The organism is Chryseobacterium sp. CY350 (genome assembly GCF_027945075.1).
GTDB lineage: Bacteria > Bacteroidota > Bacteroidia > Flavobacteriales > Weeksellaceae > Chryseobacterium.
On sequence record NZ_CP116034.1, the window covers coordinates 15,924 to 34,587 of the forward strand.

At 35.3% G+C, this 18,664-nt stretch carries 13 protein-coding genes; 11 read left to right on the forward strand and 2 right to left on the reverse strand.

From position 1 onward, the window contains the following. Positions 1-31: 31 nt before the first annotated feature. Positions 32-736, forward strand: coding sequence for a class I SAM-dependent methyltransferase (locus tag PGH12_RS00075; protein WP_267598293.1), 705 nt, complete (start codon positions 32-34; stop codon positions 734-736). A gap of 115 nt (positions 737-851) precedes the next feature. Here the strand turns inward: PGH12_RS00075 and PGH12_RS00080 are convergent, their stop codons facing one another. Both PGH12_RS00080 and metG read right to left on the reverse strand, forming a co-directional pair. Then, entirely contained in the window at positions 852-1,511 is a 660-nt protein-coding gene (locus tag PGH12_RS00080; RefSeq protein WP_267598002.1) for a hypothetical protein, read from the reverse strand. Positions 1,512-1,568: 57 nt separating this feature from the next. Beyond that, positions 1,569-3,602 carry a methionine--tRNA ligase gene (metG, locus tag PGH12_RS00085; RefSeq protein ID WP_267598001.1) on the reverse strand — a complete coding sequence of 678 codons (2,034 nt, stop codon included), beginning with the start codon at positions 3,600-3,602 and terminating at the stop codon, positions 1,569-1,571. 336 nt (positions 3,603-3,938) lie between these two features. On the opposite strand from metG, the gene PGH12_RS00090 reads away from it, so the two are divergent. The 10 genes from PGH12_RS00090 (at position 3,939) to PGH12_RS00135 (ending at position 18,634) form a co-directional block, all read left to right on the forward strand. Then, positions 3,939-6,812, forward strand: a complete 2,874-nt coding sequence (locus PGH12_RS00090; RefSeq protein ID WP_267598000.1) for a SusC/RagA family TonB-linked outer membrane protein — start codon at positions 3,939-3,941, stop codon at positions 6,810-6,812. Positions 6,813-6,821: 9 nt separating this feature from the next. After that, positions 6,822-8,390, forward strand: coding sequence for a RagB/SusD family nutrient uptake outer membrane protein (locus tag PGH12_RS00095; protein WP_267597999.1), 1,569 nt, complete (start codon positions 6,822-6,824; stop codon positions 8,388-8,390). Positions 8,391-8,408: 18 nt separating this feature from the next. Further along, complete coding sequence (locus PGH12_RS00100; protein WP_267597998.1) at positions 8,409-9,521, forward strand: SusE domain-containing protein; 1,113 nt, start codon at positions 8,409-8,411, stop codon at positions 9,519-9,521. A gap of 79 nt (positions 9,522-9,600) precedes the next feature. Then, complete coding sequence (locus PGH12_RS00105) at positions 9,601-11,760, forward strand: glycoside hydrolase family 97 protein (RefSeq protein WP_267597997.1); 2,160 nt, start codon at positions 9,601-9,603, stop codon at positions 11,758-11,760. 252 nt (positions 11,761-12,012) lie between these two features. After that, on the forward strand, positions 12,013-12,999 hold the full coding sequence (locus PGH12_RS00110; RefSeq protein WP_267598292.1) for a bile acid:sodium symporter family protein: 987 nt from the start codon (positions 12,013-12,015) through the stop codon (positions 12,997-12,999). 70 nt (positions 13,000-13,069) lie between these two features. Then, the gene (locus PGH12_RS00115; RefSeq protein ID WP_267597996.1) at positions 13,070-14,920 is read left to right on the forward strand and encodes a glycoside hydrolase family 13 protein; all 1,851 of its coding nucleotides are present in this window, start codon (positions 13,070-13,072) and stop codon (positions 14,918-14,920) included. A gap of 97 nt (positions 14,921-15,017) precedes the next feature. After that, a complete protein-coding gene (locus PGH12_RS00120) occupies positions 15,018-15,536 on the forward strand; it encodes a nuclear transport factor 2 family protein (protein WP_267597995.1) in 519 nt (172 codons plus the stop codon). A 12-nt stretch (positions 15,537-15,548) separates the two neighbouring features. Further along, entirely contained in the window at positions 15,549-16,931 is a 1,383-nt protein-coding gene (locus PGH12_RS00125) for an MFS transporter (protein WP_267597994.1), read from the forward strand. Positions 16,932-17,231: 300 nt separating this feature from the next. Then, the gene (locus PGH12_RS00130; RefSeq protein WP_267597993.1) at positions 17,232-17,960 is read left to right on the forward strand and encodes a pirin family protein; all 729 of its coding nucleotides are present in this window, start codon (positions 17,232-17,234) and stop codon (positions 17,958-17,960) included. A 122-nt stretch (positions 17,961-18,082) separates the two neighbouring features. Continuing rightward, a complete protein-coding gene (locus PGH12_RS00135) occupies positions 18,083-18,634 on the forward strand; it encodes an NADPH-dependent FMN reductase (protein WP_267597992.1) in 552 nt (183 codons plus the stop codon). Positions 18,635-18,664 lie beyond the last annotated feature (30 nt).

The following is an 18,664-nucleotide window of genomic DNA, read 5'->3' on the forward strand; positions in this document are numbered from 1 at the left end:
ATCCTTATCTTTGACCCCAATAAAATTCAGCATGAAAGACTTAATGGGAAGTGCAATCTGGGATTATTTTCACAACGGAAATACAGAAGATCTGCAGACTGAAACTTCAATTTCCGAACTTGATGAGCTTCCGGTAGACTATCTTTTCAGAGACTTTGAAGAAATGAATAAAATTGAACAAAAAGCTTTGAAATTTGCTTTTGGAAAAGTTCTCGATATCGGAGCAGGAGCTGGTTCGCATTCGTTGTATCTTCAGAATGAAAAGAATTTAGATGTTACTGCTTTAGATATTTCTCCTAAATCTATTGAGGTTTGCCAATTGAGAGGAATTCAGAAAGCGGTTGCTCAGAATATGCTTGAATTTTCTGGGGAAACTTTCGATACCATTCTTCTTTTAATGAATGGAACTGGAATTTTCCAAAGTCTCAATGTGATTGATATTTATCTACAAAAACTTCATTCTCTTTTAAACAAAAACGGGCAAATCCTTATCGACAGTACAGATATTTTGTATATGTTCGATACCGATGATGATGGCGGAGTTTTGATTCCGGCAAATGGATACTATGGTGAACTAGATTATGTGGTTCATTATAAAGGCGATTCTGAAGATCCTATTAAATGGTTGTATCTTGATTTTAATACTTTGCAAAATGCTGCAGTAAATAATGGTTTTAAAATTGAAATGATTCTGAAGGATGAGGATTCTTATTTGGCAAGATTGACTAAAAATTGAAGCGCTTGTCATTGTGATGCAATCTACAATGTTTTTTTTAACCATTATGATGTTTAAGGATTGAAGAAAAGTTAAGTTTAACTTCGTTTTAAGTTCAGTTACTATTTTTGAAATTCTATTCTGAAAATCTCATTAAAAAATAGCTTGAAAACAGCCCATAATAATTGTTGAAAATCAGAAACAACATAAAAGCTGCAAAAATGATAGGGAATAGGAAAGATTGAGGTCTGTAGACTATTCTTTTCGGCATTGTAGTTACCCAAATTACAATTAAAATCAAAGGACCTGCAATAATTGGTAAATTTTCTAAGCTGTATCTTGATGTTGTTGCTAAATGATTTTCAATTAAAAAATTGTATACAAAATATTGTAACGGAACATAGATCATTCCAAACACAAAAGTGAAAACGGCGGGAACGTATTTTTTTAATTTTAAGAAATTTAAACTTAATAAAACTGCTCCAAAAAATGTTCCCAAAAAAAAGCTTGAAACCAAAATCAATGTTCTGGAATATAGTTTTACAGCGGACGGATCATTTGTAATATGATCTTTCCAGTCTTCTGTTTCCTCATCCTTTTTTGCTGCTTCAGTTTCTTTTTTATGTTGAATAATATTTTGAATATTGATTTTTTCTGCCTCAGTAAAAACCCGTCCTCTTTCTTCAAGGATTTCAGACGCCATTTGAACAGCTTCAGGAACGAAGCGGTTTTCGGGGTTTAAATAATTTTCCAGTTCCTTATTGGAAAGTTTACTTAAAACATTTCTTTTTACCATTATTCAGAAAAAATGGGCATCAGAAAATGCCCATTTGTATATTTTAAGATTTAAAAATTATCCAATCTCAATGCCATTTTCTACTGTTTCATCCGGCGTCACAAAAGACAACTTTCCGTCTGCTTTTGTCGTTAATAACAACATTCCCTGAGATTCTATCCCTCTTATTTTTCTCGGAGCCAGATTTAATAAAATCATTACTTGCTTTCCGATCACTTCTTCAGGAGTAAAACTTTCTGCGATTCCGGAAACAACAGTTCTCACATCTACACCTGTATCAACTTTAAGTTTTAATAATTTATCTGCTTTTTCTACTTTTTCAGCCTCCAAAATAGTGGCTGTTCTCAAGTCGATTTTCGTAAAATCATCGAACTGTATTTCGTTTTTCATTGGGTTGGCGTTAGGATTTGTTTTTTTATTGCTTTGTTTGGTATTTTCAAGTTTCTGGATTTGAAAATCAATCACATCGTCTTCAATTTTTGAGAAAAGAAGAGACGATTCGTTGATCTGATGTCCGGTTTTAATTAAGATTTTTTCATTTTTAATGTCGCTCCAATTTAATTGTGAAACATTAAACATCTTCTGTAATTTTTCTGCACTGAAAGGTAAAAACGGTTCACAAATTTGGGCTAAACCAACTGCAATTTGTGCAGCGATGAAAAGTGAATTTGCCGCCTTCTCAGGATTGTCTTTAATGGTTTTCCAAGGTTCTTCAATTTGTAAATATTGATTTCCGAATCTTGCCAAATTCATCATTGAAGTCAAAGCATTTCTGAATTCGTAGTTTTCTAAAAAGGTTTCAACTTCTGTTGCTGCTTTTGTAATCTCGTTGAGTTCATCAGCATTTTCATTTCCTGAAGGAATAATTCCGTCATAGTATTTATGAATTAAAACAGCAACTCGGTTGATGAAGTTTCCGAAGATTCCAACTAATTCAGAATTATTCTTTGTCTGAAAATCCTTCCATGTAAAATTATTATCTTTCGTTTCCGGAGCTGAGGAAAGTAAAGCATAACGTAAAACATCTTGCTGTCCCGGGAATTCTTCAACATATTCATGAGCCCAAACCGCCCAGTTTCTTGAAGTTGAAATTTTATCGTTTTCAAGATTTAAAAATTCAAAAGCCGGAACGTTTTTAGGCATAATGTAATCGCCGTGAGCTTTCATCATCGCAGGGAAAATAATACAGTGGAAGACGATATTATCTTTTCCGATAAAATGAACCAAATCAGATTCTTCACTTTGCCAGTAATCTTTCCAGTCTTTTCCGTTTTTCTCTGCCCATTCTTTGGTGAAAGAAATATATCCGATCGGTGCATCAAACCACACATAAAGTACTTTTCCCTCTGCGTTTGGAAGCGGAACAGGAACGCCCCAGTTGAGATCTCTGGTCATGGCACGAGGTTTTAAACCGTCTGTTAACCAAGATTTTACCTGTCCATAAACATTTGGTTTCCAATCGTCTTTATGACCTTCGATAATCCATTCGTTTAGGAAATCTTCATATTCATTTAAAGGTAAATACCAGTTTTTTGTATCTTTTTTAATAGGAATATTTCCGCTCAACATTGATTTTGGATTAATCAGTTCAGAGGGAGAAAGGGTAGAACCACATCTCTCGCACTGATCTCCGTAAGCATTTTCGTTGCCGCAATTCGGGCATGTTCCTACAATATATCGGTCGGCTAAAAATTCATTTGCCTGCTCATCAAAATACTGTTCTGAAACTTCTTCAGTAAATTTTCCTTTGTCGTGTAGCGTTCTGAAAAAATCCTGGCTCGTCTGGTAATGCTTTTTAGAAGTTGTTCTGGAATATTCGTCAAAAGAAATACCCAGATCCGAAAAAGACTTTTTGATGACCTCATGGTATTGATCGACAATATTCTGTGGTGTAACACCTTCTTTTTTTGCTCTTATGGTAATAGGAATTCCGTGTTCATCTGAACCGCAGATAAAAGCAACATCTTTTCCAGATCTTCTCTGAAATCTTGCGTAAACATCTGCAGGAATATAAACACCCGCCAAATGCCCTATATGAACCGGTCCGTTTGCGTAAGGCAAAGCTGCCGTAATCATTTTTCTGTTTGACATTTATAGTATAGTTTTAAGTTTTGCAAAGATAAAGATTATTTAGTTAAATCTTTTTTTGACTTAGATGAATCTTAAATTACAAGAAAAAACACAAAAAGCCTATAATTTGTTAAACATACGTTTAATTTAATACGGTATGTTAACTATATGTTATGTAATGAATAATTTAGCGTAAAGTTTTGATAGATAAGAAACTAACTAATAATGATCTATCAATTTACATAATATTAACTTAATATTATAAAATTTTATGATAATTGTAAATTTTTTTTAAATTGCAAGACTGCTGTGGCAGTTTATTATCAAACAAAAAGAACTATATAAAAAATAATATTTGTGAAAAACTTTACGACGGTATTAAAAATTGCTCCTGCATTTTTATTGGCTAGTACAATAATGCAAGCGCAGACACAAGATTCTACAACCAAAGAGAAAGAAATTGAAGAGGTTGTATTAATCGGGTATGGGAAGCAAAAGAAATCAGACTTAACCGGAGCAATTACCTCCGTGACAGAGAAGGAATTTAATAAAGGAGCAATTGTTTCTGCAGATCAGCTGATTAATGGAAAAGCTCCTGGAGTGAGAATTACAAATTCCGGAGGTTCACCAGATTCTGCTCCAAATATTAGAATTAGGGGAGGGTCTTCAATCTCTGCACAAAACAACCCGTTAATAGTAATCGACGGTGTTCCTTTAGATTTTGTAAGTGCTGCCGGTTCAGCAAACCCTCTCAATTTAGTAAACCCAAATGATATTGAGTCTTTCTCAATATTGAAAGATGCTTCTGCTACTGCTATTTATGGTTCCAGAGCTTCAAATGGGGTAATTATAATTACTACAAAAAAAGGAGGAGGAAAATTAAAGGTTAACTTTAATACCAATGTATCAGTTGGTGAAGTAACAAAGTTTGCAGATGTAATGAATTCTAAAGATTTTGTTGATTATGTAAGTAAATATTTCCCGGAGAGTAGATGGAAACTTGGGGTTGGAGGAGTAGTAAGTTCTCCCACAACAACTGGGACAATTTACGATACTGATTGGCAAGATGCTATTTACAGAACTTCTGTATCAACTGACAATAACGTAAGTTTATCCGGAGCACTATTTGATAAAAAGTTGCCTGTTAGATTATCATTAGGATATAATAGAACTGAAGGTGTTGTTAAAACTAGTGATTACGAAAGATTTTCCGGAGCATTGAGATTTACACCTACATTATTTGACAAGCATTTAAAAATTGATGTCAACGCAAAGGGGATTATATCAGATTTAAATGCAATTGATCAAGATGCCGCTATTGGAGGAGCTATATCTATGGATCCTACTAAGCCAATCTATGTTTCTCAAACAGGCTTAAGCGGTAATCCTTACAATAGATTCGGCGGCTTTTATCAGAACACCGCTTTAGTAAGCAATCAGTATAATGCTATCGGACAATCAAATCCGCTTGCAGTTTTATTACAAAGAACCTCTCCTCAGAATATTAAAAAATTGTTAGGTAATGTAGAACTCGATTATAAAATGCATTTCTTACCTGAGTTGAGAGCGGTTGTAAATTTAGGAATAGAAACTTCAGAATCTAATTTAGAAACTGTTTTTGGTGATAACGCAATTCAGACCTACAGATTAGTAAACAAAGCATCTACACCTAATGATTATGTTTTTAATCCAGGAGTGAATTATCGTGAGAGACAAAACATTCTAAACAAGACATTAGATTCATATTTGGTATATGAAAAAAATTATTCGGGCTTTGTATCACACTTCCTTATTCAGGGAGGATATTCTTATCAAAGCTTTAGAAATGAGGGTCATAAAGATGAATTTAGATATAATAATGACACGGGAATAAGAGAAAGTTTTGTACAGTTCCCATTATTGAATCCGAACAACAACTATTATAATTTGACCAATCTTCAGTCTTTCATTGGAAGAACGAATATTGACTTGGTGAATAAGTATTTATTTACCGCCACGCTTAGAGCAGATGCTTCTTCTCTATTTAGAAAAGATATTAGATGGGGATACTTCCCTTCAGTTGCGTTTGCATGGAAAATTAATGAAGAAAGTTTCTTGAAAGACTCTAAAAGTGTAAGAGAGTTAAAACTGAGATTAGGATGGGGTCAAACAGGTCAGCAAGATATTACGCAAATTGCAGGATACTATCCATCGAGAGCTTTATTTCAGGAAGGAAATGCAGGTTCACAATATTTTCCAGGAATCGGAACTTACAGTGCAATACCATTTAATGATGAGCTTACTTGGGAGAAAGCTACAACTATGAACGCAGGTTTGGATTTCTCATTATTTAAGAATAATTTAATTACAGGTAGTTTAGATGTTTACCGCACTGAAACGAGTGATTTATTAGCTAAGGTTCCGTATCCGGCAGGGCAGTTTTTAACGAATGAATTTGTGCGAAATGTTGGAAGTACAGAAAACAATGGTGTAGAATTAAACCTAACTTTAAATCCGGTAAAAACAGACAATGTTACATGGAGTATTTCTGGTAATATGGGATATAATAAAGGTAAAGTCAAAAATTTAGATCAGTTAGAGTTGATTCAGGGTCAAGATGGTGGATTGCCAGTAGGTACTGGAAATATTTTAGCATACAACGCAGTAGGTTCTCAGCCTTTTTCTGCAAACGTTTATGAGCAAGTTTATGATAACGTCGGTAATCCTCTAGCGGGAGTTGTAGTAGACAGAAATAATGACGGAATCATTAACACAAAAGATAAGTACTTTACAGCAATAAGACCAAACTGGACGTATGGTTTCAGTACCTCTTTTAATTATAAAAAGTTTGATTTCAGTACTAGTTTAAGAGGTCAGATTGGTGGAAAAGTTTTTAATGCCAGAAAATTATCTCAAGGATACAGACAAAGTTCTGTACCACAAAATGGATTATCAGTTAATAACGCCAATTCTTATGCAGCGGTATCACCATTCGATAATATTACAGATACTGTAATTTATTCAGATTTCTTTTTAGAAGATGCTTCTTTCTTAAGAATGGATAATGCTACGTTAGGCTACTTAATCGAAAATGCTTTTAAAAATACTAATATAAGAGTTTACGCTTCGGTAAATAATGCTTTTGTAATCACAAAATACAAAGGCATGGATCCTGAAAACTTTAACGGTGTTGACAATAATTTTTATCCAAGACCACGAGTATATACTGTTGGTTTTAATCTTAACTTTTAATATACTACAATGAAAAATATAAAATTTAAATTACTTGCTTTAAGTACAGTACTATTATTAGCTACAAGTTCTTGTATTGGTGATTTGGATACAGAACCTAAATATGATTATACGTTAGAGCAACTTATTGCACAAGATCCCAATGCCGTAGAAGGTTTACTTTCTAGGTTATACGCAAGTTATGCATTATCAAGTGTAAGAGGATCTGGTGAATCAGATGTTGCAGGTGCTGATCCTGGAGAATCGCCGTTTATTAGAGGTCTCATCAATTTGGAAGATTTTACGGCAGACGGTATGAAAAACAGATGGGGAGATAATGGTCTAGATCAATTAACAACTACCTCAAACTGGACTGATAGTAATAAGTTCTTCAGATATGTTTATGATCGACTATATTACATCATTCCTCAGGCAACTAATTTGATTCTTATTTTAAACAAGGATGACGTAAATTATTCAAAGAAAGCAGAAGCAATTGGCGAACTAAAATTTTTAAGAGCTTTATCTTATTACTACATCATCGATTTATTCGGAAAAGGTGCATTAGTGACAGATGCTAATTTTGGAACAACAACTGCTCTTCCTCAGTCTTCAAGAACAGAATTGTTTAATTACGTAGAAAGCCAACTTATTGAGGCTGAGGCAGCATTACCAGAAACAAATTCTTATGGAAGAGCTAATAAAGCTACCGTTCAGTTTCTTTTAGCAAAATTATATCTAAACGCAGAAGTATATACGGGAACGAACAGATATAGTAATGCTGTTACGTACTTAAATAAAGTAATTGCGGGAGGTTACAGTCTTGAAAGTAATTTTTCTAAAAACTTTAGAACAGATAATAATACATCAAATGAAATTATATTTCCTTTGATCGCAGATGCAATTTCAAGTCAGAGTTTTGGAAATACAACTTACATTATCCAGGGTAGCCTTAGCATAGAAACAATGACACCACAAACCTATGGTTCTGTGGGTCCAGATGCAGGTGCATGGGCAGGCCACAGAGCTACTAAAGCCTGGTATGGTTTATTTGGAAACTCTGCGGCGGCGCTTACTGCAAGTACAGATCAGAGAGCAAAATTGTTTTGGACTACAGGTCACAGCTATGAAATGACTGATTACAAAGTATGGAAAGATGGATATCCATCTGTAAAATTCCAAAACGTAAATACTGCAGGCAACGGTACTTCGTCATTGTTTGTTTCTACAGATTTTCCTTTATTCAGACTAAGTGATGCATATCTAATGTATGCTGAATGTGCGGTTAGAGGTGCTGCGGGAGCAGATATGGCATTAGCTCAGACCTATTTTAATCAAGTTAGAAACAGATCAAATGCTGGGAATCTTACATTGTCACTTCAAAATATTTTGGACGAAAGAGGGAGAGAGCTTAATTTGGAAGGAGTTAGAAGACAAGATTTAATTAGATTTGGAAAATTTACCGGAGGTTCTTACTTATGGCCATGGAAAGGAGGCTCGAAAGATGGTACATCAATTTCTGATAACTACAAGCTTTTCCCTATTCCGGCAACAGCGTTGCAGTCTAATCCTAATTTGACACAAAATCCTGGTTATTAATAACTAAAATTATTCAGAATGAAAAATATATTTAAAATATTTCTTTTGGGTGTAATAGCATCTTTTATTATTTCTTGCCAACAAGATGATGATAAAGCAATGCTTAATAATACATCTCAAAGTACTTTATCAGTAAATAAAACATCTATAGTTTTAGATGAAACCATTGCAGATCAGGCGGCACTTATATTCACATATAAAAATCCTACTTTCAGTCCGGCTGTACAGTTTACGAATGCTGTTGAGTTCGCTGTTGCAGGAACTAATTTTAATCCTAGTACAACGCGGGATGTTGCTATGGATCAAAATACATTTTCTTTAACACATCTTCAACTTAATAATATTTTGGCTGATTTAAGTATTGCGCCAAATTCATTAAAAACAATTGAAGTTAGATTAAAATCAAATGTAAACACTGTTACTCCGTTTCATTCAAATGTTTTAACAGTGAGTATGACGGGTTATACGCCTAATCCAGATCTTATTTTTCCCAAAATCAATGTTCCTGGAGGATACGCTGGAGCAGCGGGCTATGCAGACTGGACGCCTGCTAATGCACCAAACTTATTCTCACCTGGAAAAAACAGTCAATATAGAGGATTTATATATGTAAATGCTTCAAATAGTGAATACAAGTTCACCATCAATCAGGATTGGGCAGGAGATAAAGGAGATGACGGCACATTGACAGGTAAGCTTGTTGAAACCGGTGAACAAAATATTAAAGCTGCCACCGCAGGTGCATATTACGTAAAAGTAGATTGGACTGCGAATACATATTCGTCCATTCTTGCAAACTTTGGAGTAATTGGAGATGCCACTCCAACAGGATGGAATTCGGATACAGATTTTGTCTACAATCCAACGACTAAGACCTACGTAATTAATTCAATTGCACTAAACAGCACCGGAGTATTCAAATTTAGAGCAAATGATGACTGGCAACTAAAATTCCAGCCAGCGAGTGTTGATCAGACTTTATCTTCAGGAACAGGAGTGCAGTCTTTCATGAGTTCAGAAGGAACTGTAACTGGTGATCCTGCTTACAAAGTTGGTGCGGCCGGTAATTATAAAATTGAATTGGATTTACACAATGCAGCTTATTATAAGCTAACTGTCACAAAATTGTAAAATATATCTTATTTAACAACAAAAACTGTTGCTTTACAGCAGCAGTTTTTTTATTTTTAAAGTTTATAATAAATCTAACATGAAGAAACTGACAACCGGAGCATTTTTGCTCTCAATGATGTTTGGAGTTGCCAATGCACAATCTATAAAATCGCCAGACGGAAAATTCGAGATGGATTTTCAGTTGAAGAATGGCGTACCTTATTACAATCTAAAATTTAACGGCAAAACGGTAGTTGAAGATTCAAAATTGGGATTAAGAATTTTTAAAGATTCTTCTATTAAATTTGCTTCAGAAATTGCAAAACCCGAAGATGCCAAATTCGATTTGAACAGCGGATTTACTAAAACAGCAGAAAAAACAGATTCAAAAAACGAAACCTGGCAGCCAATTTTAGGAGAAAAGAAAAATTATATCAATCATTATAATGAATTGGCGGTTACGCTTAATCAGGCAAGTACTGATCGAAGCATCATCGTGAAATTCAGATTGTTTAATGACGGATTAGGATTTAGATATGAATTTCCTCAACAGAAGAATTTAAACTATTTTGTAATTCGCGAAGAAGATTCTGAGATCGATTTTCCTTCAGATATGAAAGCCTGGTGGATGGTTGCAGATTACGATTCTCAGGAATATCAATATCAGGAAACAAAAGTTTCGGAAATTCCGGGAAGATGGGCAAAAGCTGCTGATGCCAATGCATCACAAACTTTAATTAAAAATGCAGTACAGTCTCCTCTGATGTTGAAAGTCGAAGGGAAAACTCCTTTGTACATAAACGTTGCAGAAGCGGCGGTACTAGATTATCCGGCTTCTCATCTTGAAGTTGATGCTCAGAATTTTAAATTTAAAACTCATCTTACAGCCGACAGACAGGGCGCAAAAGGATATATGCAGACTCCGATGGTAACGCCGTGGAGAACGATTATCGTTGCTCCTAAAGCTGAAGACGTGATGGATTCTAAGATGATTTTCAATCTTAATGAACCTACAAAATATACTGACACTTCTTACATTCACCCTACAAAATATATGGGAGTTTGGTGGGAAATGATCATCGGAAAATCTCAATGGGCTTACGGACAGCCGGAATCTAATGTACGTCTTGGCGAAACAGATTTTTCAAAGCTCAAACCCAACGGAAATCATGGAGCCAACAATACAAAAGTAAAAGATTATATCGATTTTGCTTCAGAAAATGGTTTTCAGGGGCTTCTGATTGAAGGTTGGAATGTTGGTTGGGAAGACTGGTTCGGTCGCTCAAAAGAATATGTTTTTGATTTCATTACGCCTTACCCCGATTTTGATATCAAAATGTTAAACGAATATGCTCATTCTAAGGGAATTAAACTGATTATGCACCACGAAACTTCAGGTTCTGCAACGAACTATGAAAGATGGGCAGATAAAGCTTTTCAGTTGATGAACAAATACGGATATGATGCGGTGAAAACGGGTTACGTAGGTGACGTTATTCCTAGAGGAGAGCATCACTATTCTCAGTGGATGATCAATCATTACTATAGAATTGCCGAAAAAGCAAATGAATATAAAGTGATGGTCAATTCTCATGAATCGGTTCGTCCCACAGGTGAAAGCCGTACCTATCCGAACTATATTTCTGCCGAGGCAGCTCGTGGAACAGAGTACGAAGCTTTTGGAGGTAACAATCCCGATCATCAGACAATTCTACCTTTCACAAGATGGATGGGAGGTTCTATGGACTATACTCCCGGAATTTTTCAGACCAAATTAGATTATTATTTCCCTGGAGATAAGCGTTTTGTGAAAACTACTTTGGCAAAACAGTTGGCTCTCTACGTTACGATGTACATGCCGCTTCAGATGGCTGCCGATTTACCGGAGAATTACAAAAAGCATATGGATGCTTTCCAGTTTATCAAAGATGTAGCAGCAGATTGGGACGATACCAAAATTTTATCGGCTGAGCCTGGAGATTATGTTGTTACGGCAAGAAAAGCAAAAGGAACAGAAAACTGGTTCGTAGGAGGAATTACCGATGAAAACAAACGCGAATATACCGTAGATTTCTCTTTCCTGGATAAAGGTAAAAAGTATGAAGCGACATTTTACGAAGACGGAAAAGATGCAGATTACATAGACAATCCGCAAAGCTACAATATCTATAAAAAACAGATTACAAGCAAGTCGAAAATTCCTTTTAAAATGGTACGAAGTGGCGGTTTTGCCATCACAATCAAACCTGTGAAATAAAAAAATTCCCCTTTTTTGAAAGGGTGTATTTTGAGCGCAGCGGGAAAGACGGGATAGTTTTTACGCAATTTTTTTAAGCAGCTATTTCCCGCTCTCCGCTAAATCTTTTGTTCCGCTCCGCTACACAAAAGGATGCCGCTGCGATCGGGGCTAGGTGAGACTTCCATTATATAAAACTTTGTCAGGGCTTAAAAGCTTTGGCAAAGTTTTTTTTTGTAAATTGAAATCTTAAAATTTTCACCAATGAAGTTGATGACGACGGTATTCAACAAGCAGAATATTTTTCTTCTCTTGTTGATCTTAATGGTCTTGATGGCAAAATTAGTTCCTTTTCACGTATCTTATAATCAGTACTTTAATCTTGCAGGTTTTATCGATTGGGGAATTGCGGGTATTTTCCTTCTTTACGGGTTAAAATTAAATTTAAAAGAAGTAGTTAAAGACGTTTCCAACTGGAAACTTCATCTCCTCATCCAGTCCGGAACATTCATAATTTTTCCGTTATTGGTGTTGGTTTTCTATCCTTTCATCAAACATTCTGAGTACTACAATATCTGGCTTTCCGTATTTTTTCTGGCAAGTCTGCCCTCAACGGTTTCTTCTTCTGTGGTTATGGTTTCTATTGCAAAAGGAAACGTAACTTCAGCAATTTTCAATGCATCCATTTCAGGGATTATCGGAATTTTGATGACGCCACTTTTGATGAGCTTTTTCCTTAATTCAAACTCAGAAAATGGAGATCAGAGCGAAATTATTCAGCAATTATTACTCAAAGTTTTACTTCCGATTATTCTCGGAGTGGTTTTAAATCCGTTTCTTAAAAAATGGGTAGCAAAATACTCAAATATTATAGCAGAATTTGACAGATTGATTATTCTTTTAATTGTGTATGAGAGCTTTTCTACAGCATTTATTCAAAATATTTTTGTTTCTGTTCCTTCAGTCGTTTTCCTCATTTTGGCTTTAAGTGTTGTCTTTTTATTTTTCACAGTCTACTATATCTTAAAATTCATTTCATCCAAATTAAAATTTAAACCTAAAGATATTATTACCACAACATTTTGCGGATCAAAAAAATCTCTCGTTCACGGAAGTCTTTTCCTCTTGGTTTTAGGAATTCCTGATGATCAGAAAGTACTTTTTCTGCTTCCCGTCATGATTTATCATAGTTTTCAATTGTTCTATGTCAGTTGGCTTGCCAATAAAATTGCAAAAAGATCGAGCAATGTTGAGGTGTGAAAAATATATTTGATTATCTTTAAATTTATGAATTTTATTTCCGAAAAAAATTAGCCTTAAATTTTAATAAATGAAAAAAATATACACAATTTTTGCCTTATCTGCGGCCTCAGTTGCTTTCGCCCAGATTCAGAAAGTAGAGCCTGCGTTCTGGTGGAAAGGAATGAAAAATCCGGAACTCCAGATTTTGGTTTACGGAAAAGATATTGCCAATAATGAAATCGAGCTTTCAGACGGAATCAAACCGAAAGGTATTCAAAAGGTTGAAAACCCAAATTATGTTTTTGTTATGATAAATACAGACGAAATCACGGTTCCACAATTTAAGATCAATTTAAAAAAGGGGAAGAAAAACATTGGTTCGTACACTTACGAATTGAAACAGAGAAATCCGAATTCTGCCAGCCGCGAATCTTTTTCTTCAAAAGATCTCATGTATCTCATCATGCCCGATCGTTTTGCCAATGGTGATGAAAAAAATGATTCTACGCCAGATTTAATCGAAGAAGCAAACCGCAGTCTGCCAAACGGAAGACATGGCGGAGATTTAAAAGGAATTATCAATAATCTCGATTATATTCAAAATCTGGGTGCAACCGCAGTTTGGCTGACTCCCGTAAATCAAGACAACGAAAAAGCATATACATACCACGGTTACGCACAGACTGATTTGTATAAAATCGACAGCCGTTACGGAAGCAATGAAGATTACCGTGAACTTTCCAGAAAGCTTAATGCAAGGAAAATGATGCTCGTGATGGATTATGTGACCAATCATTGGGGAGTTTCTCATTGGATGATCAAAGATTTGCCGACGAAAGACTGGATTCATACATTTAGTGATGAAAAAAATGGGTTTAAACGTTCGAATTATAAAACCACCACTCAATTTGATACCAACGCTTCTGATGAAGATAAAAAAGTAGCATTAGATGGCTGGTTTGATACTACAATGCCCGATATTAATCAGAAAAATCCTCTGGTCTTAAAATATTTAACCCAAAATGCGATCTGGTGGATCGAATATGCAGAGTTGGGAGGTTTCCGTGTAGACACTTATCCTTACAACGATAAGGAAGCAATGGCAAAGTGGGCGAAAGCCATCACTGATGAATATCCGAAATTTAATATCGTTGGAGAAACCTGGCTCAATACGGCAGGTCACATTTCTGCCTGGCAGAAAGATTCTAAAACGGGAGAAGCGGCGAATTACAATTCGAATCTTCCCTCTGTGATGGATTTTATGCTGTATGGAGATTTACCTAAAGCTTTAAACGAAAAAGAAGGTTGGGACACAGGAATGAATAGACTATACAATACAATGTCTAGCGATTTTCTTTATCCGGATATTAATAATGTAATGGTTTTCTTTGAAAATCATGATACAGAAAGATGGAACGAGATTTTTAATTCTGATCCGAAAAGTTACAAAATGGCCATGTCGATCATCTCAACCATTCGCGGAATTCCACAAATTTATTACGGAACTGAGATCGGGATGCGTGGCAACAAAAACAAAGGTGGCGATGCAGATATCCGAAGAGATTTTCCCGGCGGCTGGAAGTCTGATAAGCAAAATGCTTTGAATCCTTCGACACAGACGCCTGAGCAGAAAGAATTTTATCAGTTTACTCAGAAATTATTAAACTGGAGAAAAGGAAAGGAGGTGATTCATAGCGGAAAAACTAAAAATTTCGTTCCTCAAAATAATGTTTTTGTGTATTTTAGATACAATGAAAAAGAAACAGTTATGGTTGTCACAAACAGCAATGATAAAGAAGAGGCTTTAGATTTAAAACGTTTTTCAGAAGCGATAAAATCTTCAATAAAAGGAAAAGATGTAATTTCAGGAAAAGAGATTTCGTTACAAAACAGTTTATCAGTTCCTGCAAAAACTACGATGATTATTGAGCTCAACTAAATCAAAAAGCGCATAAATATTTTCACAAGTTTCACAACTCATTATTTTCATTTGTGTAAAAATTATGCTATTTGTCTTAATAAATATTAGATCTACTATGAAAAAGAAAACAATATTCTTTACCTTCCTGTTATTTGTATTGAGTTTTACATCATTTTCGGCTCAGTCGAAATTTGAAAATGAAAAAATTGAAATTGGAAATATGCTCGATGCTTTCAATGTCGCTGCAGCAAAAGCAGATTACAAAAATTATTTCGATTTTTTCGCCGAAGAATCCACTTTTATCGGAACAGATGCGACCGAAGTCTGGAATAAAAAAGAATTTATGATCTGGGCAAAACCACATTTCGATAAAAAGAAAACTTGGAATTTCAGTTCATTAAAAAGAAATATCTATTTCAGCGAAGATGGTAAACTGGCTTGGTTTGATGAGTTGCTTGATACTCAAATGAAAATCTGCCGCGGTTCAGGAGTTGTAGAAAAAATCAACGGAGCTTGGAAGGTGAAGCAGTATGTGCTTTCTGTGACCGTTCCCAATGATGTTGTGGATAAAGTGGTGTTGGAAAAATCGCCAATTGAAGATGCTCTCATTGAAAAATTAAAATCAAAAAAATAAACAAAAAACACAATGTCAAAAAAACTAAAACCAAATCTTTCTATGTCTCAAATCATCAATATGAGCATGGGCTTTTTGGGAATTCAGATGGCTTTCGGGCTTCAAAATGGTAACGCAAGCCGCATTCTTGGGAACTTCGGTGCAGATGTTCATGAGCTTTCCTGGTTTTGGCTGGTTGCGCCGATCACAGGTTTGATCGTTCAGCCAATCATCGGTCATATGGGCGACAACACTTGGAGTCCGCTGGGAAGAAGAAAACCTTATTTCTTAATCGGTGCAATTCTTTGCGCTATCGGATTGGTTTTACTTCCGAATGCAGCCTCTGCAACGCAAATGATGGCTGCAAATGTTTTACTTTTGGCGGTGATTTTCCTTGCAATGATGGATGCTTCTATCAACATTGCAATGGAACCTTTTCGTGCTTTGGTTGGAGATATGCTTCCGAAACATCAGGGAACATTAGGATTTTCGGTTCAGACTATTTTGATAGGAATTGGCGCTGTCATCGGATCTTATTTACCGGACTGGCTGACAAAATTAGGAGTTTCAAATGTGGCTAAAGAAGGTTTTGTCGCTGATAATGTGATTTATGCCTTTTATTGTGGCGCGGTGATCCTATTACTCACGATCATTTATACCATTGTAACTACAAAAGAATATTCACCGAAAGAGTTTGCAGAATTTGAAGGTGGAAAAGAAGTTGTAGAAGTACATTCAAAATTTTCAGATATCTTCAGTGATTTTGCTAAAATTCCAACCTTGATGAAAAAATTGGGGATTGTTCAGTTTTTCTCGTGGTTTGCTCTTTTTACGATGTGGGTTTTCACGACGAGTGCATTGGCAACACATCATTTCGGGCTTTCTCCTGAAGACACACATTCTGCTGAGTTTAACAATGCAGGTGATCTAACAAATAGATTATTTGGAATGTACAATCTTTGGGCGATTCCGTTTGCGTTTCTGCTAACGCCAATTGCAAAATGGATTGGTAAAAAGCAAACTCACGCTTTGGCACTTTTTTGTGGAGGTTTAGGCTTAATTTCGATGTATTTTATAAAAGATACTTCATTGCTTTGGATTTCAATGATCGGTTTAGGTTTCGCATGGGCAAGTATTTTGGCGATGCCTTATGCGATGTTGATTGATGCCATTCCACAACGTAAAATGGGTGTTTTTATGGGAATTTTCAACTTTTTCATCGTAATTCCTCAGATCATCAACGGACTTTTTGGTGGTCCGATTGTAAAAAGTGCTTTCGGGAATTACGCAATGGGCTACGTTGTCGTAGGTGGAATCTGTATGCTTTTAGCGTCAATTCTTACGTTGATTTTCATTAAAACCGACGATTCAGATCCAAAAGAAATTGAAGAAGAAATACAACAGGTACATTTTTAGCTTAATTAAAAATTAAAAATTAGAAATTAGAAATTATTTTTAAATTAAATTCAAAATTCTCAATAATTGAATCAATAGGAGCGGACTTTAGTCCGCTTTCTTAATATAAAGATATGTGGCTTTAGCCAAAATTATATATAACAATTAAATTAAAAACTAACGGTTTGCATTCACCTCAAAGAAAATTAACCATTTGCGATTTGACATTCCATTTCTCACCACTTCTTACCTTACATCAACATTTTCCTCTCTTGCTGTTTGTACATTTGTACCATAAATAATCAAAAAAATATCTACAATATGAAAACAGTTTATCACAAAGCAGATTCAAGAGGTCATGCAGATCACGGATGGTTAAATTCATACCATACTTTTAGTTTCGCAAATTATCAAAACAGAGAAAGATCAAATTTCGGAGTTTTACGGGTTTTAAATGACGACACCGTTTCGCAGGGCATGGGCTTTGGAACTCACCCGCACAAAAACATGGAAATCATTTCGATTCCGTTGGAAGGAAATTTAGAACATAAAGATTCTATGGGAACAACTGCCGTTATCAGAAAAGGTGAAATTCAGGTGATGAGCGCAGGGACAGGAGTGATGCACAGCGAATACAATCAAAATAAAGATGAAGCCGTAAAATTTTTGCAAATCTGGGTTTTCCCAAGGGAGGAAAATGTAGAACCAAGATACGATCAGAAAAGCATAAAAGATGGAGAGAAAATTAATGGTTTTCAACAGATTTTATCACCCGATAAAAATGATGACGGAGTTTGGATTCATCAGGACGCTTGGTTCAATCTGGCTAATTTCACCAAAGGAAATGGTAAAAATTATACACTTAATAAAAAAGAAAACGGAGTTTATGCGTTTGTTTTAAAAGGAAGTGCCAAAGTTGGTGACAGAATATTAAACGAAAAAGACGGATTAGGAATTTGGGATACTCAAAGTTTTAACATTGAAGCAGTTGAAGATACTAAAATTCTATTAATGGAAGTTCCAATGGATTTACCCGCATATTTAAAATAAACAATTAATTTTGCACCATCAAAAAACGCATTCAATTCCCCTTCGTTGGAAGGGTGGCAAAAATTTAAAGAATTTTTGACGGGTGGTGTTCAATAATCGTTATCAAAAAAATAATTACATAAATGAAAATCTTAGCAATCGCAGGAAGTAATTCCGACACATCAATCAACAGACAATTAGTAACTTATGCAGCCTCATTATTTGAAAATGCAGAAGTGGAAGTTGTAGATATGAACGATTTTGAAATGCCAATCTACAAACATCAACTCGAAACAGAAAGCGGAGTTCCTGCTCAGGCAATAGATTTTGCAGCGAAAATTGATGGTTCAGATTTATTGATTGTTTCCCTTTCAGAACATAACGGAACCTATTCCACAGCATTCAAGAACGTCTTCGACTGGACTTCAAGAATCAAAGGCAGAAAAGTTTGGAACGATATTCCAATGTTCCTGATGGCAACAGCTACAGGGCCTAGAGGAGGTTTGGGAGTTTTAGATGCAGCTTCAAAAAGATTTCCGCTGCATGCAGGAAATATTGTTGATACATTTACATTGCCACACTTCAACGACAACTTTGACAAAGAAAATCAAAAAATTTCTAACGAGGAGAAAGACAGTGAGTTAAAAGAAAAAATAACAAAGATTTCTTCTCCCGAAATAATCTTGGAAAAATAGCATTTGAATATTAACATAAAATTAATATCT